This window comes from Streptosporangium sp. NPDC004379 (assembly GCF_042873875.1).
Classification (GTDB): Bacteria; Actinomycetota; Actinomycetes; order Streptosporangiales; family Streptosporangiaceae; genus Streptosporangium.
The window spans coordinates 323,049-339,838 of record NZ_JBIAMC010000006.1; the positions used below are offsets into that span (position 1 = coordinate 323,049).

Below are 16,790 nucleotides of genomic sequence, written 5' to 3' on the forward strand. Positions count from 1 at the left end.
TGTTCAGGTATACAAGACTGAGTTTGGATTTCAAATGCCCGTCCCTCATGCTCCGGTCCGTCGTGCCTGCTCGTCCCATGGGTGGCAGGACGGACAGCGGCACCTCGTCGACGCGCCCGAGTCGGCCGTCATCCTGATCGACGACCACATCCTGGATGGCGACGATCCCGGGAAGCTCGCCATCGCCCTGCACGAACAGGCGGAGAAGCCATGAAGGCTCAGCCCCCTTGGAGTGCCGCCACCGCGGTTGCGAGCCGGAGCGCAGGGTCGGGCCGAACGGTCCTGTCCACCTGCGGCGGGTCGGCCGCTGGGACCTCGACACCGACCGTGTGCCCTGTGTCGAGCCGGAGACCACCGGCAAGCACGAGCCGACGCCTCATCAGGAGTCGCCGGTCGTCGACACCCTCTGACCTCAGCCTGTCACCACTGCTCCAGACCCCCGGCGCTGTGAGCGGGGTAAGGGCCCATCACAGGCTCCCGGCACGCCGGTACCCCCAGGCGTGACCGGGCCGGCCCGCCCCGCGTCCCCTCGGGGCGGGCCACATCGGACGTCCGGCCGGGCGCGGCATCCGGGGGCTATCGGACGCAGCAGGTGGAGCAGGGGTCGGCGTCCGGGAGGGTGACCCACAGGCAGCAGGTGCGGCGGCGGTAGCCGTCGCCGTCCGGGACGAGCAGGCCGTCCACGGGCGGGCCCATCTCGGCGAGCAGCCGGGTCACGTCGTCCCGGGGGACGAGCGGCAGCAGCGGGTGGGCGATGGCTTCGGCCGTCGAGCCCCACAGGGTGCGCTCACCGAGCCTGGTCTGCGTGCAGAGGGCGCGGATCAGGGGGTGCTGGCCGTCGAGGAGCGCGTCCCGTAGGGCGGAGGCGAGGCCGGGGACGACGACCGTCCCGGGGGCGCCGGCCAGCGGGTCGCCGGGGAGCACCGCGACGGTCACCGCGCTCCCCGTGGCCGCCGCGATCGTCACCCCGGCGTCCGACGGCCTGACCAGCGTGTCGGCGAGGCGCATCAGCGGCACGCGGCGTTCCAGCGCCCAGCCCAGCACCATCGGCAGGGTGTGCCAGTAGGTGTAGGTCTTCCACAGCAGGGCCGCGGCGACGTGCCGCGGCGCGCTCCACCGCTCCGCCGTCTCGTCCACCAGGGCGAGCAGCGGCCCGTACGGCTCCCGCGTCAGCTCGGGGACGGGGATCCATCCCGGGGAGTCGTCGGCCACCAGACCGGGCGGCACCCCCAGGACGCCTCCCCGCTCGCCGGCCAGTTCGCGGAGGTGCTCCGACAGGGCGGGCAGCGGGATCATGCCTCCCTCAAGCGGTGACATCTCTCCCTCACGAGGCGGCAGGGCGGCAGGCGGAACCGTACTCCCCTCGTGCGACGTCCGGGGCTCCGGCGGAGCGGTCAGCGGCATCGGTCCTCCCCCGTGGGATATCCATCATTCCGTCTTAAAAGCTGAAAAATGGTCATATACGGCCTGCTCTCCGCCTGGCGGTGAGCAGCCAGACGAGGTATCCGCCGCCGAGCAGGCCGGTCAGAACGCCGACCGGGAGCTGACGATCGGCGAACAGCCGTTGCGCGGCCCAGTCCGCGCAGAGCAGCAGGGCCGCGCCCGCGAACATCGAGGCGAGCGGGCCTGGGCCCGCCGTACGGGTGGTCCGCCTGGCGAGCTGGGGCGCGGTGAGCGCCACGAAGGCCACCGGTCCGGCGGCGGCCGCCGCGAAGGAGGCGAGCAGCACGGCCGCCGCCGACAGGGTCAGGCGCAGCGCGCCGAGCCGTACGCCGAGGCCGAGCGCCACGTCGTCGCCCATCTCGGCGACCGCCAGAGCCCGCGCGCAGCCGAGCGCCACCGGGACCAGCACGGCCATGGCGACGAGCAGCGGCAGGGCGTCCCTCCAGCCCCGGCCGTCCAGGCTGCCGGTGATCCACAGCAGGGCGCGCGCCGCCTCCATGAGCTGGGCCCGGGTCATCAGGTAGCCGTTGACGCCGGTGAGGATGGCGGCGGCGCCGATGCCGGCCAGTACGAGGCGGTGCCCGTGCACGCCGTTGCGCCAGGTCAGGGCGAGCAGCACGGCCCCGGTGGCGACGCCCCCGGCGGCCGCCCCGGCCGCGAGCGCCACGCTGCCGCCGCCCGCGACGACCGCGAGCAGCGCCCCCGCACTGGCGCCCTGGGTGAGGCCGAGCAGGTCGGGGCTGCCGAGCGGGTTGCGCACGAGCGACTGGAGGAGGGCTCCGGCCAGGGCCAGGGAGGCGCCGACGAGCAGGGCGGTCACCAGGCGGGGCAGCCGGAGCTCGTTGACGATGAAGTCCTCGGCGGGCGTGCCGCCTCCGGTGAGGATCCGCAGGACGTCGGACGGGGTCATCGGGTCGTCACCGCCGCCGAGGGTGAGCGCGGCGGCGGCGAGCGCCAGCAGCGCCCAGCAGACGCCCGCGACCAGGGCCCGCGGCCGGAAGGCCACCGAGCGGTCCCCCGGGAACCGCAGGACGGCCGCCGAACCGCTCCGGACCGGGAGCGAGCCGATGGCGGAGCCGCCACGAGTCGTTCGCGGGGCCGCCGCGGGGACGTCCGGGGCCGTTGCGGAGGCGTCCCCGGCCGGTCGCGGGTCGTTCGCGGAGCCGCCGCGCGCGGAACGGGCGGAGATCACAGCTGCGCCGTCCTGGTCCGGCGGATGAGGTACAGGAAGAACGGGCCGCCCAGCACCGCGGTCACGATGCCGGCCTGCAGCTCGCCGGGCCGGGCCACCACCCGGCCGAGGACGTCCGCGCCGAGCAGCAGCACCGGCGCGAGCACCGCGCAGTACGGCAGCAGCCAGCGCAGATCCGGGCCGGTCACCGCCCGTACCAGGTGGGGGACCATGAGTCCCACGAAGACGATCGGCCCGCAGGCCGCGGTGGCGGCCCCGCACAGCAGCGTGACCGCCACGATCGAGACCGTGCGGATCCGCGCGGGGCGGACGCCCAGCGCGCGGGCGGTGTCGTCGCCGAGCGAGAGGGTGCCGAGCGGACGGGCCAGGGCCAGGGCGAGCAGCAGGCCCGCGCCGATGAACGGCAGCACCTTGGCGACGGTCACGGGTTGCGCGCCGGCCAGCGAGCCGACCGTCCACATGCGCATCCGCTCCAGCGAGCCGCTGTCCAGCAGCATCACCGCGCTCACGTAGGAGTAGAGCGTGGCGTTGAGGGCGGCGCCGGCCAGCGCCAGCCGGGCCGGGGTCGCCCCGCGCCCGCCGCCGACCGTGTGGATGAGCAGCGCGACGGCCGCGGCTCCGGCCAGCGCGAACCACACGTAACCGTCGAACGTGGCGACCCCGAGGAAACCGGCTGCCGTGGCCACCGCGGCCGAGGCGCCGGCGTTCACCCCCAGCAGTCCGGGGTCGGCGAGCGGGTTGCGGGTCAGCGCCTGCATCAGGCCGCCGGCCGTACCCAGGGCGGCTCCGGCGAGCAGGCCGAGCAGGGTGCGCGGCAGGCGCATCCCGTGCACCACGGTGGACGCCGCCGAGTCTCCGGCCACGAGCCCCTGCCACACCTCGGACGGGGAGAGCTGCCTCGCGCCGAACCCGACGCTGAGCACCAGTACGGCGAGCAGCACGAGGGCGGCGCCTGCCAGACCGGCGGCCCGCGCCGCGTTCCCGGTCCCGTTCCGGGCTCCCTTCCCGGTTCCGGGCGCGCGCCTCCGGGCCACCCGCCGGTCCGTCGCGGCGGACCCGGCCGGCCCGGTGGACGCGGCCGGCGGGACCTCGGCGGGTTCGGTGACAGGCAGGGCGGGCTCCGGTGCGACGAGGGCGGCAGTGGCGGCAGTGGCGGCGGGGACGGTGGGCAGGGCGGGTGCGGCGTTCCTCGGGGGCCGGTGCGGTGTCCCCTCCGGTCAGGTTAGGTTAACCTAACCAAAATCTCCTTTAGGTTAGCCTAACCGAACTCACGAGAGAAGGCCGGATCATGCCCAATCCCGGGGTCGTCCCCCGAATGTCCCGCCGCGGGCTCCTCACCGCGGGCGGCGCAGCCGCCCTGGGCGTCCTGCTCGGCGCCTGCGGCGGGAACGACGGGAAGCCCTCGTCCGCCGCGCCCTCCGGAACCGGAGACGGTGCCGCGGGCGGATCGTGGTCCTTCACCGACGACCGGAAGCAGGCGGTCACCGCCGCCGCGGCCCCCTCACGCGTCGTCGCCTTCACCGGTACGGCGGCGGCCCTCGCCGACTTCGGCCTCTCCCAGAAGATCGTCGGTGTCTTCGGCGAGACCGTCCGCAAGGACGGCACGCCCGACCCGCAGGCCGGCTCCCTGGACGTGGGCGGGCTGGAGATCCTCGGCAACGCCTGGGGCGAGTTCGACATCGAGAAGTACGCCGCGCTGCGGCCCGGCCTGCTGGTCACGCACATGTACGACCCCGGCGCCCTCTGGTACGTCCCGGACGAGAGCAAGGACAAGATCCTGAAGCTCGCGCCCAGCGTCGCCATAACGGTCGCGCGGGTCCCCCTCCCCGAGCCGATCGAGCGGTACGCCGAACTCGCCGCGTCGCTCGGCGCCGACCTCGGCGCACCGGAGGTCATCGCCGCCAAGGCCCGCTTCGAGGCCGCCGCCGAGTCGCTGCGCCGCGCGGCGGCGGGGAACTCCGGGATCAAGGTCATGGCCGTCTCCGGAAGCCCCGACCTGATGTACGTCTCCAACCCCGAGGTCAACACCGACCTGATGTACTTCGCCGAACTCGGGGTGGACGTCGTCCGCCCGGAGAAGACCGACACCGGCGGCTACTACGAGAGTCTGAGCTGGGAGAACGCCGACAAGTACGACGCGGACCTGATCCTCCTCGACAACCGCTCCACCGCCCTGCAGCCTCCGGACCTCGCCTCCAAGCCCGCGTGGACCCGGCTGCCCGCGGTGAAGGCGGGTCAGGTGGCCTCCTGGGACACCGTGCCCCGCTTCTCGTACGCGGGCGCCGCTCCCCTGCTGGAGAACCTGGCCAAGTCGGTGGGCGAGGCCGAGAAGGTCCGCTGACCCGCGCGGACATCTGTACGGCGGAGCACCGGGAAGCCCGGCCGTACGGCCACGGCGTCCGGCCGGGGCGGTCCGGCGCGCCCGCGGGCACCCGGGACGCCCGCCGTACGCGGTCCCGGACGCCCGCCGTACGCGGTCCGGGACGCCCGGCCTGCGGCGCGCCGGGCCGTCCGCCGGGTTTCCGTGATCCATCGACCCGATGACGGTAGTTTGTCCGTCATGGACAGCGGTACGGAGATCGGCCGGCGCCGGGCGCGCCTCGCACCCTGGGCCGCGCTGCTCGCCGTCGCCGCGCTCGCCGCCTGCGGCACGGACCCCGCGGGCACGGCCGCGGTGGCCCCGTCCGCCCCGGCGTCCGCCGCGGAGCGCACCTCGCCGGCCCCGCGGTCCTCGCCGTCCGGAGGGGAGGGCGGGGAAGCAGGTGGACGGGCCGCGTCGCCGGACGAGGCGGACCTGCCCGCCCCCGGCGAGCCGATCCCCCGGGACCCGGCGAAGCTCGCCAGGGCGCTGGAGACCACCACGCGGCGGCTCCACGACGCCGTCGACGGCTGGACCGGCGGAGGGACCGGCGGGACCGGTGGCGGGACCGCGAAGGGCCGCCCGCCGCGGGCGGTCGTGCTGGAGGCGCTGTACCAGCAGCGGATCTACCGCTTCACCGCCCGCAACCCCGGCGTGGCCTCCCGCGCCTTCGCCCGGCTGCCGGCCCGGCTCGCCGCCGAGGCCCGCGACAACACGACCGCCATCCGCGGGCTGCTGGCGCTGGCCCACCCGGTCAAGGACGCCTCGAAGTTCCGCATCGAGGAGCCGCCGGCCGCCTCCGCCCTCCTCGGCCACTTCAAGAAGGCCGAGCGGCGGTTCGGCGTCGAGTGGGAGGTCCTGGCGTCGGTGATGTTCGCCGAGACGAAGTTCGGCCGGGTGCGCTCGCCGAGCTACGTGGGGGCGAAGGGCCCGATGCAGTTCATGCCGGGCACGTGGAAGGCGTACGGCATGGGCGGCGACATCCACGACCCCGGGGACGCCGTCATGGCCGCCGCCAACTACCTCCACGCCTCGGGCGCGCCCCGCGACTACCGGCGGGCGCTGTACGCCTACAACCACTCCACGGCGTACGTCGACGCCATCCTGCTGCACGCCCGTCAGATGAAGCGGGACCCGCGCAACTACTACGCGTACTACAACTGGCAGGTGTTCGTCATCACCACGAAGGGCGAGCGCCGCATCAGCGGCCCCTGATCCGGCGCCGCCGGGTCTGGAAGCGGACGAGGAGCGGGTCAGTGCGAGACATCACCGTGTTCGGCGGCGGCGCCCACCCCCGGCTGGCCGCCGGCATCTGCTCCCACCTCGGGACGCCGCTGCACCCGGTCCGGGTCACCCGCTTCGCCAACGACTGCCTGGAGGCGCAGCTGCAGGCCAACTGCAGGGAGCGGGACGTCTTCATCATCCAGCCCCTCGTCCCGCCGGTCCAGGAGAACCTCGTCGAGCTGCTCCTGATGCTGGACGCCGCCCGGGGTGCCTCGGCGGCCCGGACGACCGTGGTGATGCCGCACTACGCCTACGCCCGGTCGGACAAGAAGGACGCCCCGCGCATCTCCATCGGGGGACGCCTGGTCGCCGACCTGCTGGTGACCGCGGGGGCGGACCGGGTGCTCACGATGGCGCTGCACTCCCCGCAGGTGCACGGTTTCTTCAGCGTCCCGGTGGACCACCTGCACGCCCTGCGCGAGCTGGCGGCGTACTTCCGCCGGTACGACCTGTCGAACACCGTCGCCGTCTCCCCCGACCTCGGCTACGCCAAGCAGGCCGCGGCCTTCGCCCGGCTCCTGGGCGTCGGCGTCGCGATGGGCGCCAAGCAGCGGCTCAGCGACGACCGCGTCGTCATCGGCTCGGTGATCGGCGACGTCGCGGGCCGGGACGTCATCGTCGTGGACGACGAGATCGCGCGGGGGACGACCGTGCTCGAACTGCTCGACCGGCTCCGCGACCTCGGGGCCGGCTCGGTGCGGGTGGCCTGCACGCACGGTCTCTTCACCGCCGGGGCCGTGGACCGCATCGGCGGCCGGCCCGAGGTCGAGGAGATCGTCTGCACCGACACCGTGCCGGTCCCCGAGGCCGCGCCCGGGTCCAAGCTGCGCGTCCTGTCGGTCGCCCCGGCGTTCGCCGAGGCCATGCGCCGCATCCACGACGGCGAGTCGGTCAGCGCCCTGTTCGACGCCTCCTGATCGCGGCTGTTGACGTTATCGGGGGAAAGATATACGTTCCGGTAGATTTCACGGTTGTCCGAGGGAAATCCGGTGAGATGCCGGTGCGGACGCGCCACTGTATCCGGGACTGAGATCCCGGGAGCCAGGTCGCTCGGGCGATCGTGACCTCACTGACCGGGACGCGTCATCCCTGAGGAGGCACTGATGAGCGATATCTCCGCTCCTTCCGCGATACCCCTGCCGCGCCTGCGCCCCTGGCTGTTGCTGGCCGTACCGGTGCTGCTGCTGATCGCCTACCTAGTTCTGATGGACAACGGCGCGATCTCGCAGACCGGCACGTTCCTTCACGAACTCATGCACGACGGGCGGCACCTGCTCGGCGTGCCCTGTCACTAGGGGCGGAAATGATCCGCACCCTGTTGGTCAGGGGCCTGCTCGTAGGGCTCCTGGCCGGATTCGTCGCGGGCGCGTTCGCCTTCGTCCTCGGAGAACCGCGTGTGGACGCCGCCATCGCCCTGGAGGAGGCCGAGGCGGCGGCCGGACCCGGAACCGGGCCCGCGTCCGCCGGGGAGGCCGGTCACGACCACGCCGGGGCGGCGGGACACGACCACGGTGAGGGGGCCGTCGTCAGCCGGCCCGTGCAGAAGGCCGGGCTCTTCCTCGCGACCGGGCTGTACGGCCTGGCCGCGGGCGGGGTGTTCGCCCTCGTGTTCGCCGGCCTGCGCGGCCGGTTCGGGCCCCGCGGTGACGGCGCGCTGGCGCTCGCCGCGGCGGCGACGGCGTTCGTCGCGGTCATTCTCGTGCCTTTCCTGAAATATCCGGCCAACCCACCGGCGGTGGGCGACCCCGAGACGATCAACAGCCGGACGGCCCTGTACGTGGTGATGATCATCGTCGGGCTGGCGGCCGTGGCCGTGGCGGTGGCCACCGCCAGAAGGGTCACCGCCGGACCATGGCAGCGCCGGGTTGCGGCCGGCGTCGCGTTCCTGGTGCCCGTCGTCGCGGCGTGGCTGCTGCTGCCGGCGGTCGACGAGGTTCCCGGCGGGTTCCCCGCCTCGCTGCTGTGGGACTTCCGGCTGGTCTCGCTGGGCACGCAACTCGTCTTCTGGACGGCCTTCGGTGTGCTGTTCGGCTGGGTCAGTGACCGGGTGGCGGGGCGGTCCGCGCTCTCGCCGGCCGCGTCGAGCGGCTGAACGGGATGCTGTTCCTCCGGCAGGCCGGCACGCCCGGCACGCGTTCGGCGTGCTTCCCGACGGACGAGCCCGCCGACGCGGCGAGCCTGCGGAAGGCCGCGAGCCTGCGGAAGGCCGCGAGCCTGCGGAAGGCCGTGGGACCGCGGAAGGCGGGGAGCCCGGCCCCCGCGTGGACCGCGGCCGTGACCTGGGTCGCGCCGGTCACGGCCGCGCGGCAGACCGCCGCCGCCCTCGGGTGCGAGGCGCTCGACGCGCCGGAGCTCGCCGAGGCGGACGCCGGTCGTTGGCGCGGCCTGCCGTACGCGCGGGTCGCCGAGGCGGAGCCGGGCGGTCTCGCCGCGTGGCTCGGCGACCCGGAGGCGGCCCCGCACGGCGGGGAGAGCCTGGCCCGTCTCGCCGCCCGGGTGGCCCGGTGGCTCGACGCCGCCGCGGCCGACGCCGTCGTCATCTGCGACGTCGGGGTCATCAGGGCGGCGCTGGGCCACGCGCTCGGCCTCGGCCCGGCGGCGACCGCGCGGTTCGACGTGGCGCCGCTCTCGACCACCGAACTCGTCCCCGTACGCGGCGGCTGGCGCGTCGCCCACGTCAACCGGAAGGTCGTCACTTGACCGTCACCTATCCCTTCAGCGCCGTGGTCGGCCTCGACGACCTCAAGCTGGCGCTGATCCTCAACGCCGTCTCCCCACGGGTGGGCGGGGTGCTGGTGCGCGGAGAGAAGGGCACCGCCAAGTCGACGATCGTGCGGGCCCTGGCGGCCCAGCTTCCGGCCGTCGACGTCGTCCGCGGCTGCCGCTTCGCCTGCGACCCGGCCGCGCCCGACCCCGGCTGCCCCGACGGCCCGCACGCTCCGGACGCTCCGGACACGGAGCGGGTACGGCGGGCGGCGTCGCTCGTGGAACTGCCGGTCGGCGCCTCGGAGGACCGGCTGGTCGGCTCGCTGGACCTCGAACGGGCGCTCACCGAAGGGGTGAAGGCGTTCGAGCCGGGTCTGCTGGCGGCCGCGCACCGCGGGGTGCTCTACGTCGACGAGGTCAACCTGCTCCACGACCACCTGGTCGACCTGCTGCTCGACGCGGCCGCCCTGGGGACCTGCTACGTCGAGCGTGAGTCGGTGTCGGTACGGCACGCGGCCCGCTTCCTGCTGGTCGGCACCATGAACCCGGAGGAGGGCGAGCTGCGGCCGCAGCTGCTCGACCGGTTCGGGCTGACCGTCGAGGTGAGGGCGTCGCGCGATCCGGACGAGCGGGCCGAGGTGGTCCGCCGGAGGCTGGCCTTCGAGTCCTCGCCCACCGGATTCGCCGAGCGGTGGGCCGGGCGGGAGGCGGAGCTGGCGGGGCGGATCGCCGCGGCGCGCGAACTGCTCGCCTCGGTCCGCCTGCCCGACGCCCGGCTGCGGCAGATCACGGCCGTCTGCGCGGAGTTCGAGGTGGACGGCCTGCGCGCCGATCTGGTCGCCGCCCACGCCGCGATCGCGCACGCGGCCTGGCACGGCCGGACTGCCGTGGAGGTGGAGGACGTCCGGGCCGCGGCGCGGCTGGCCCTGCCGCACCGGCGGCGGCGCGACCCGTTCGACGCGCCGGGACTGGATGAGGACAGGCTGGAGGAGGTGCTGGAACGGACCTCCGGGGACGACGACGAGCCGCCCCCCGGACCGCCGGGGGGAACGCCTCCGGAAACCGGTCCGCGCGGCGGCCCGGAGGAACCGGGAAGGCGCCCCGAACCCGGCCCGGGTGACCCGGAAGGCCGGGGGGAGTCCGCCGGCCGGGGGCCGGAACCGGCTGATCGGGGTCCTGAACCGGCCGCACCGGGACCGGACCCGTCCGCGACGGATCCGGGACGGGCCTCTCAGGGTCCGGCACAGGCCGGACCCGGCTCGGAACCGGTCGTCCCGGGTCCCGGACGCCCTTCCCTGGAAACGGCCGGCGCCGCCGCGCCGTACCGGGTGCGCCTGCTGGCCGTACCCGGTGTGGGCGAAGGCGCCGCCGGACGCCGCTCGCGGGCCCGCACCGGGCGGGGCCGGAGCACCGGCTCCCGCCTGCCGGAGGGCAGGGCCCGTGACCTGCACGTGCCCGCGACCCTCCTGGCCGCGGCCCCGCACCAGGCACGGCGGGGACGGCGGTCGGCCGGGCTGGTGCTGCGCGCGGGCGACCTGCGGGAGAAGGTCCGCGAGGGCAAGGAGGGCAACCTCGTCCTGTTCGTGGTCGACGCCAGCGGCTCGATGGCCGCGAGGAAACGCATGACCGCGGTGAAGACCGCCGTGCTGAGCCTGCTGCTGGACGCCTACCAGCGCCGGGACAAGGTCGGCCTGGTCACCTTCCGGGGCGGCTCGGCCCGGCTGGACCTGCCGCCGACGTCGTCCGTGGAGACGGGCGCGGCCCGGCTGCGGACGCTTCCGACCGGGGGCCGCACCCCGCTGGCCGCGGGGCTGGCGAAGGCCGCGGAGGTGCTGCGCCTGGAGGGCGTGCGCGATCCCGCGCGCCGTCCGCTGCTGGTCCTGGTCACCGACGGGCGGGCGACCGCGGGAGGGGACGTGGAGCGCGCCGCCGGGTCGCTGCGGGGCGTGGCGAGCGTGGTCGTCGACTGCGAGAGCGGTCCGGTCAGGCTCGGACTGGCGCGGCGGCTGGCGGCCCTGCTGGGCGCGCCCGCCGTACCGCTGGAGGACCTCGGATCGGTGGTCCGCGACCACCGGAAGGCGGTGTGAGATGCCCCAGGGAAAACCGGACGTCGTGCCGGACGACGGCCTGACCACGAGGCAGCGGCGCAACCGGCCGCTGCTGATGGTCCACACCGGGCCGGGCAAGGGCAAGTCCACCGCGGCCTTCGGGATGGCGCTGCGCGCCTGGAACCAGGGCTGGCCGGTCGGGGTGTTCCAGTTCGTGAAGTCCGCCAGGTGGCGGGTGGGCGAGGAACGCGCGCTGCGGGTCCTGGGTGACAGCGGCGAGGGCGGCACGGTGGCCTGGCACAAGATGGGCGAGGGCTGGTCGTGGATCCAGCGGCCGGGCGCCGACCACTCCGATGACGCCCGCGAGGGCTGGGCGCAGATCAAACGCGACCTGGCGGCCGAGACCTACCGCTTCTACGTGCTGGACGAGTTCACCTACCCGCTCAAATGGGGCTGGCTGGACCTCGACGACGTGGTGGAGACGCTCACCGGCAGGCCGGGCGCGCAGCACGTCGTGATCACCGGTAGGGACGCCCCGCAACGGCTGGTCGAGGCCGCCGACCTGGTGACCGAGATGGGCAAGGTCCGCCATCCCATGGACGCCGGGCAGAAGGGGCAGAAGGGCATCGAGTGGTAGTGCCCCGGCTGGTCGTCGCCGCGCCCGCCTCGGGCGGCGGCAAGACGACGGTGGCCACCGGCCTGATGGCCGCGCTGCGGAGCCGGGGCCTGCGGGTCTCGCCCCACAAGGTGGGCCCCGACTACATCGATCCCGGCTACCACGCCCTGGCCAGCGGGCGCCCGGGACGCAACCTCGATCCGTGGCTGGTGGGCGAGGAGCGGATCGCGCCGCTGTTCCGGCACGGCGCCCGCGGCGCCGACCTGGCCGTCGTCGAGGGGGTCATGGGGCTGTTCGACGGCCGGGGCGGCACGGACTTCGCCTCGACGGCGCACGTCGCCCGGCTCCTGGACGCGCCGGTGGTCCTGGTCGTGGACGCGGCGGGGCAGAGCCGGTCCGTCGCGGCGCTCGTGCACGGCTTCGCCGGCTTCGACCCGCGGGTGCGGGTGGGCGGTGTGATCCTCAACCGGGTCGGCTCCGCCCGGCACGAGGAGATGTGCCGGGCGGCACTGGCCGGCGTGGCGCCCGTACTGGGCGCGCTCCGGCGCGACGACGCCGTCGAGACGCCGTCCCGCCACCTCGGGCTCGTCCCCGCGGCCGAACGCGCGGGGGAGGCGGCCGCCGCGGTCGCCCGGCTGGGCGGGCTCGTCGCCGGTTCCTGCGACCTGGACGCGCTGGTACGGCTGGCCGCGAGCGCGCCCCCGCTGCCCGGCCCCGTCTGGACGCCGCCGGAACCGGCCGGCGCCCCGGAAGCGGCGGGCTCCGTGACCACGGCCCCGGCGGCCACGACCCGGGCGGCCGGATGGGGCGCGGGACCGGCCGCCGCGCGGGGCCCGCGGTCCGGGCCGGTCGTCGCCGTCGCCGGTGGGGCCGCCTTCACCTTCGGTTACACCGAGCACGTGGAGTTGCTGCGCGCGGCCGGGGCGGAGGTGGCCGTGTTCGACCCGCTGCGCGACGAGCGCCTGCCCGAGGGGACCGGAGCCCTCGTCATCGGCGGCGGCTTCCCCGAGGTCTACGCGTCCGAGCTCGCGGCCAACGAGGCGCTGCGCCGCGAGGTCGCGGCCTTCGGCGGGCCGATCGCCGCCGAGTGCGCCGGGCTGCTCTACCTGTGCGAGGAGCTCGACGGCAGGCGCATGTGCGGGCGCGTCCCGGCCGGTGCGCGGATGACGCCCAGGCTGACCCTCGGCTACCGGGAGGCCGTGGCCGGGCCGTCCCTGCTGACGCGTCCGGGCGAGCGCTACCGCGGCCACGAGTTCCACCGGACCGCCGTGGACCCGCCCGGCGAGCCGCTGTTCCGCTGGGAGGGCGGCGCCGACGGCTACGGCGACGCCCTCCTGACCGCCTCCTACCTGCACCTGCACCTGCACTGGGCGGGCGCGCCGGAGGCGGCTCAGCGGCTGGTGTCGTCCTCCAGGTCGCCCTCGGTTTTGAGGTAGACCTCTTGGAGACCACGCAGGATGTCCGGGTCCGGATGCTCCCACATGCCCCGCTCGGCGGCCTCCAGCAGGCGCTCGGCGACGCCGTGCAGCGCCCAGGGGTTGGACCGCGCCATGAACGCCTGGTTCTCCGGGTCGAGCACGTAGGTCTCGGCGAGTTTGTCGTACATCCAGTCGGCCATGACCCCGGTGGTGGCGTCGTAGCCGAACAGGTAGTCCACGGTCGCGGCCAGCTCGAAGGCCCCCTTGTAGCCGTGGCGCCGCATCGCGGCCAGCCACCGGGGGTTGACCACGCGGGCGCGGAAGATCCGCGACGTCTCCTCCGAGAGGGTCCGGGTGCGGACGGCCTCGGGCCTGGTGCTGTCGCCCACGTAGGCTGCCGGAGCCCTGCCGGTCAGCGCCCGCACAGTGGCGATCATGCCGCCGTGGTACTGGAAGTAGTCGTCGGAGTCGGCGATGTCGTGCTCGCGGGTGTCGATGTTCTTGGCGGCGACCGCGATGCGGCGGTAGGCGCTCTCCATGGCGGGACGCGCGGGCACGCCGTCCAGGTCGCGGCCGTAGGCGTAGCCGCCCCACACGGCGTAGACCTCGGCCAGGTCGGCGTCGTCGCGCCAGTTGCGGCTGTCGATCAGCGGCAGCAGCCCGGCGCCGTACGCCCCCGGCGCCGAGCCGAAGACGCGCAGCGTGGCGCGGCGCTCGTCGCCGTGGCCCTCGGCGCGTACGTGGGCGCGCACGTGGTTGTCCTCGTCGTCCTCCTCCAGCCCGGCGACGAGCCGCACGGCGTCGTCGATCAGGACGACCACGTGCGGGAAGGCGTCGCGGAAGAAGCCGCTGATGCGCACCGTCACGTCGATCCGGGGACGGCCCAGCTCCTCCAGCGGAACCGGTTCCAGACCGGTGACGCGCCTGGACGCCTCGTCCCACCGGGGCCGTACGCCGAGCAGGGCGAGGACCTCGGCCACGTCGTCGCCCGCCGTGCGCATGGCGCTGGTGCCCCACACCGACAGGCCCACCGAGCGCGGCCACTCGCCGTGGTCGGCGCGGTAGCGCTCGAGCAGAGAGTCGGCCATGGCCTGCCCGGTCTCCCAGGCGAGCCTGCTGGGCACCGCGCGCGGATCGACGGAGTAGAAGTTGCGCCCGGTCGGCAGCACGTTGACCAGGCCGCGCAGCGGCGAACCGCTGGGTCCGGCGGGCACGTAACCGCCGTCGAGGGCGTGCAGCACATGGCCGATCTCGTCCGTCGTACGGCTCAGCCGGGGCACGACCTCGGTGGCCGCGAACTCCAGGACGCGGGTGACGAGCGGGACGCGGTCCCCGGCTCCGACGTCCGAGGTTCCGACGTTCGCGGTGCCGACTCCCGAGGTTCCGACGTCCGCGCTTTCGACGTCCGCGGTTCCGGCTTCGGTTTCGGCTCTGGCTTCGGTGGAGCCGGTGGGCGCGAGTACGGTGCCGGCCACCTCGGCGGCGGCGGCCGGGTCCCAGCCGCGCTCCTCCATCGTCTCGACGAGCGTCCTGGCCACCGCCTCGACGCGGTCCACCTCACCCAGCGCGGCGCTGCCGTCCTCGGCCAGCCCGAGCGCCTCACGCAGGCCGGGCAGCGTCCGCGCGCCCGCCCACATCTGCCGGGCGCGCAGCATCGCCAGTACCAGGTCCACCCGCGCCGGGCCCTCCGGGGCCTGGCCGAGCACGTGGAGGCCGTCGCGGATCTGCGCGTCCTTGACCTCGCAGAGCCAGCCGTCGACGTGCAGCAGGAAGTCGTCGAACTCGGCGTCGTGCGGCCGGTCGGTCAGGCCCAGGTCGTGGTCGAGCCTGGCCGCCTGGATCAGCGTCCAGATCTGCGCCCTGACGGCGGGGAGCTTGGCCGGGTCCATGGCGGCGATGGAGGCGTGCTCGTCGAGCAGCTGCTCCAGCCGGGCGATGTCGCCGTAGGTCTCGGCCCTGGCCATGGGCGGCACCAGGTGGTCGACCAGGACGGCGTGCGCCCGCCGCTTGGCCTGGGTGCCCTCGCCCGGGTCGTTGACCAGGAACGGGTAGACGAGCGGCAGGTCGCCGAGCGCGGCGTCGGTGCCGCAGGAGGCGGACATGCCCGCGGACTTGCCCGGCAGCCATTCCAGGTTGCCGTGCTTGCCCACGTGCACCATGGCGTGCGCGCCGAAGGACGACGACAGCCAGCGGTAGGCCGCCAGGTAGTGGTGGCTCGGCGGCAGGTCGGGGTCGTGGTAGATCGCGATCGGGTTCTCACCGAAGCCGCGCGGCGGCTGCACCATCACGACCACGTTCCCGGAGCGCAGCGCCGCCAGCACGATGTCGCCCTCGTGCACGAACAGCTCACCGGGGGGCGGCCCCCAGTGGCGCTCCATCCCCTCACGCAGGTCCCCGGGAAGGGTGGCGTACCACTCCGCGTAGTCGGCGGCGGCGATGCGGATCGGGTTGCCCGCGAGCTGCTCCTCGCTCAGCCAGTCGGGGTCCTGGCCCCCGGCGGCGATCAGGGCGTGGATCAGCGCGTCGCCGTCCTGTTCGGCCACCCCCGGGAACCCCTCGCCCAGGTCGTAGCCCGCCTCGGCGAGGCGGGCGAGCAGGCGCACGGTGCTGGCGGGGGTGTCGAGGCCGACGGCGTTGCCGACGCGCGAGTGCTTGGTCGGGTAGGCCGACAGCATCACCACCAGGCGACGCTCGGCGGGCGGGGTACGGCGCAGCAGGCCGTGCCGTACGGCGATGCCGGCCACCCGGGCGGCCCGCTCGGGGTCGGCGACGTAGACGGTCAGGCCGTCGGGGTCGATCTCCTTGAAGGAGAACGGCACGGTGATGATCCGACCGTCGAACTCCGGGATCGCCACCTGCGAGGCCGCGTCCAGCGGGGAGAGGCCGTCGTCGTTCTCCTCCCACGCCTTCCGGCTGCTCGTCAGGCAGAGACCCTGCAGGATCGGGACGTCGAGCCGGGCGAGCGCGCCGACGTCCCAGGCCCCGTCGTCGCCGCCCGCGCCGGCCGCCGCCGGGTTGGAGCCGCCCGCCGCCAGCACGGTGACGACCAGCGCGTCGGCCCGGCGCAGCGTTTCGAGCAGGCCGGGCTCCGCCGTGCGGAGCGAGGAGCAGAAGACCGGGAGCGCCCGGCCGCCCGCGGCCTCGACGGCCCGGCACAGGGACTCGACGAAGGCGGTGTTGCCCGCCATGTGGTGGGCCCGGTAGTAGAGCACCCCGATCACCGGACCGGTCGTGTCCGCCGCCTCGCGCTCCAGCGGACCCCAGGCCGGGGCCGGCAGGGGCGGTTCGAAGCCCCGGCCGGTCAGCAGCACGGTGTCGGTCAGGAAGGCGTGCAGCTCGGCCAGGTTGGCGGGGCCTCCGTGGGCCAGGTAGGAGTGCGCCTGCGCGCAGACGCCGCCGCTGACGGTGGACAGCTCCATCAGTTCGGCGTCGGGGGCCTGCTCGCCGCCCAGGACGACGACCGGCCGGGGCCCGGCCAGCAGCGCGTCGAGGCCCTCCTCCCAGGCGCGGCGCCCGCCCAGCAGGCGCACCACGACCAGGTCGGCGCCCTCCACGAGGCCGGGGACGTCGTCGGTCAGGAGCCTGGCGGGGTTGCCGAGCCGGTAGCCGGCACCGCTGGCCCTCGCGCTCAGCAGGTCGGTGTCGGACGTCGACAGCAAAAGGACTGTGGGCACGGGGATGTCCTCCCTCGGGGTCCTCGCCCCGGTCGCGGGTGTCGCGACGG

The 16,790-nt window shown here is 74.9% G+C and carries 15 protein-coding genes and 1 riboswitch; of the genes, 11 read left to right on the forward strand and 4 right to left on the reverse strand.

The window, feature by feature from the left end:
- Positions 1-34 precede the first annotated feature (34 nt).
- Positions 35-214: a hypothetical protein gene (locus ACFYSC_RS15945; protein ID WP_389961597.1), complete on the forward strand. Its 180-nt coding sequence runs from the start codon at positions 35-37 to the stop codon at positions 212-214.
- 13 nt (positions 215-227) lie between these two features.
- Entirely contained in the window at positions 228-410 is a 183-nt protein-coding gene (locus ACFYSC_RS15950; RefSeq protein WP_389961599.1) for a hypothetical protein, read from the forward strand.
- Positions 411-576: 166 nt separating this feature from the next.
- On the opposite strand, the gene ACFYSC_RS15955 is transcribed toward ACFYSC_RS15950, so the two are convergent.
- The 3 genes from ACFYSC_RS15955 to ACFYSC_RS15965 all read right to left on the reverse strand — a co-directional run bounded on the left by ACFYSC_RS15955 (position 577) and on the right by ACFYSC_RS15965 (position 3,669).
- Complete coding sequence (locus tag ACFYSC_RS15955) at positions 577-1,317, reverse strand: hypothetical protein (RefSeq protein WP_389961601.1); 741 nt, start codon at positions 1,315-1,317, stop codon at positions 577-579.
- Between the two features lie 139 nt (positions 1,318-1,456).
- Positions 1,457-2,449 carry a FecCD family ABC transporter permease gene (locus ACFYSC_RS15960; protein ID WP_389961603.1) on the reverse strand — a complete coding sequence of 331 codons (993 nt, stop codon included), beginning with the start codon at positions 2,447-2,449 and terminating at the stop codon, positions 1,457-1,459.
- A gap of 182 nt (positions 2,450-2,631) precedes the next feature.
- A complete protein-coding gene (locus ACFYSC_RS15965; protein WP_389961605.1) occupies positions 2,632-3,669 on the reverse strand; it encodes a FecCD family ABC transporter permease in 1,038 nt (345 codons plus the stop codon).
- A gap of 254 nt (positions 3,670-3,923) precedes the next feature.
- Here ACFYSC_RS15965 and ACFYSC_RS15970 point away from each other — a divergent pair, with 254 nt between their 5' ends.
- From ACFYSC_RS15970 to ACFYSC_RS16010, 9 genes are all read left to right on the forward strand, one after another.
- Positions 3,924-4,976, forward strand: a complete 1,053-nt coding sequence (locus ACFYSC_RS15970; RefSeq protein WP_389961607.1) for an ABC transporter substrate-binding protein — start codon at positions 3,924-3,926, stop codon at positions 4,974-4,976.
- Between the two features lie 219 nt (positions 4,977-5,195).
- Positions 5,196-6,209: a transglycosylase SLT domain-containing protein gene (locus tag ACFYSC_RS15975; RefSeq protein ID WP_389961609.1), complete on the forward strand. Its 1,014-nt coding sequence runs from the start codon at positions 5,196-5,198 to the stop codon at positions 6,207-6,209.
- Between the two features lie 41 nt (positions 6,210-6,250).
- A complete protein-coding gene (locus ACFYSC_RS15980; RefSeq protein ID WP_389961611.1) occupies positions 6,251-7,195 on the forward strand; it encodes a ribose-phosphate diphosphokinase in 945 nt (314 codons plus the stop codon).
- 36 nt (positions 7,196-7,231) lie between these two features.
- Positions 7,232-7,379, forward strand: a riboswitch (adenosylcobalamin (AdoCbl) riboswitch).
- A 2-nt stretch (positions 7,380-7,381) separates the two neighbouring features.
- Positions 7,382-7,573, forward strand: a complete 192-nt coding sequence (locus ACFYSC_RS15985) for a CbtB-domain containing protein (RefSeq protein WP_362940179.1) — start codon at positions 7,382-7,384, stop codon at positions 7,571-7,573.
- Between the two features lie 8 nt (positions 7,574-7,581).
- On the forward strand, positions 7,582-8,370 hold the full coding sequence (locus tag ACFYSC_RS15990) for a CbtA family protein (RefSeq protein WP_389961614.1): 789 nt from the start codon (positions 7,582-7,584) through the stop codon (positions 8,368-8,370).
- Positions 8,371-8,375: 5 nt separating this feature from the next.
- Positions 8,376-8,978 carry a histidine phosphatase family protein gene (locus tag ACFYSC_RS15995; protein ID WP_389961616.1) on the forward strand — a complete coding sequence of 201 codons (603 nt, stop codon included), beginning with the start codon at positions 8,376-8,378 and terminating at the stop codon, positions 8,976-8,978.
- Complete coding sequence (locus tag ACFYSC_RS16000; RefSeq protein ID WP_389961618.1) at positions 8,975-11,071, forward strand: magnesium chelatase subunit D family protein; 2,097 nt, start codon at positions 8,975-8,977, stop codon at positions 11,069-11,071. Before ACFYSC_RS15995 ends, ACFYSC_RS16000 begins: the two co-directional genes overlap by 4 nt.
- Position 11,072: 1 nt before the next feature.
- Positions 11,073-11,669: a cob(I)yrinic acid a,c-diamide adenosyltransferase gene (gene cobO, locus ACFYSC_RS16005; RefSeq protein WP_389961619.1), complete on the forward strand. Its 597-nt coding sequence runs from the start codon at positions 11,073-11,075 to the stop codon at positions 11,667-11,669.
- Positions 11,663-13,084, forward strand: coding sequence for a cobyrinate a,c-diamide synthase (locus ACFYSC_RS16010; protein ID WP_389961621.1), 1,422 nt, complete (start codon positions 11,663-11,665; stop codon positions 13,082-13,084). The genes cobO and ACFYSC_RS16010 overlap by 7 nt, the downstream gene beginning before the upstream one ends.
- Here the strand turns inward: ACFYSC_RS16010 and cobN are convergent.
- The gene (cobN, locus tag ACFYSC_RS16015) at positions 13,039-16,740 is read right to left on the reverse strand and encodes a cobaltochelatase subunit CobN (RefSeq protein WP_389961623.1); all 3,702 of its coding nucleotides are present in this window, start codon (positions 16,738-16,740) and stop codon (positions 13,039-13,041) included. The genes ACFYSC_RS16010 and cobN overlap by 46 nt on opposite strands.
- Positions 16,741-16,790 lie beyond the last annotated feature (50 nt).

Excerpts from the sequence above, each read along its gene's own strand:
- ACFYSC_RS15945 (WP_389961597.1), top strand. The coding sequence starts at position 35 with ATGCCCGTCCCTCATGCTCCGGTCCGTCGTGCCTGCTCGTCCCATGGG.
- ACFYSC_RS15955 (WP_389961601.1), bottom strand. The coding sequence starts at position 1,317 with ATGTCACCGCTTGAGGGAGGCATGATCCCGCTGCCCGCCCTGTCGGAG.
- ACFYSC_RS15970 (WP_389961607.1), top strand. The coding sequence starts at position 3,924 with ATGCCCAATCCCGGGGTCGTCCCCCGAATGTCCCGCCGCGGGCTCCTC.
- ACFYSC_RS15975 (WP_389961609.1), top strand. The coding sequence starts at position 5,196 with ATGGACAGCGGTACGGAGATCGGCCGGCGCCGGGCGCGCCTCGCACCC.
- ACFYSC_RS15985 (WP_362940179.1), top strand. The coding sequence starts at position 7,382 with ATGAGCGATATCTCCGCTCCTTCCGCGATACCCCTGCCGCGCCTGCGC.
- ACFYSC_RS15990 (WP_389961614.1), top strand. The coding sequence starts at position 7,582 with ATGATCCGCACCCTGTTGGTCAGGGGCCTGCTCGTAGGGCTCCTGGCC.
- ACFYSC_RS15995 (WP_389961616.1), top strand. The coding sequence starts at position 8,376 with ATGCTGTTCCTCCGGCAGGCCGGCACGCCCGGCACGCGTTCGGCGTGC.
- cobO (WP_389961619.1), top strand. The coding sequence starts at position 11,073 with ATGCCCCAGGGAAAACCGGACGTCGTGCCGGACGACGGCCTGACCACG.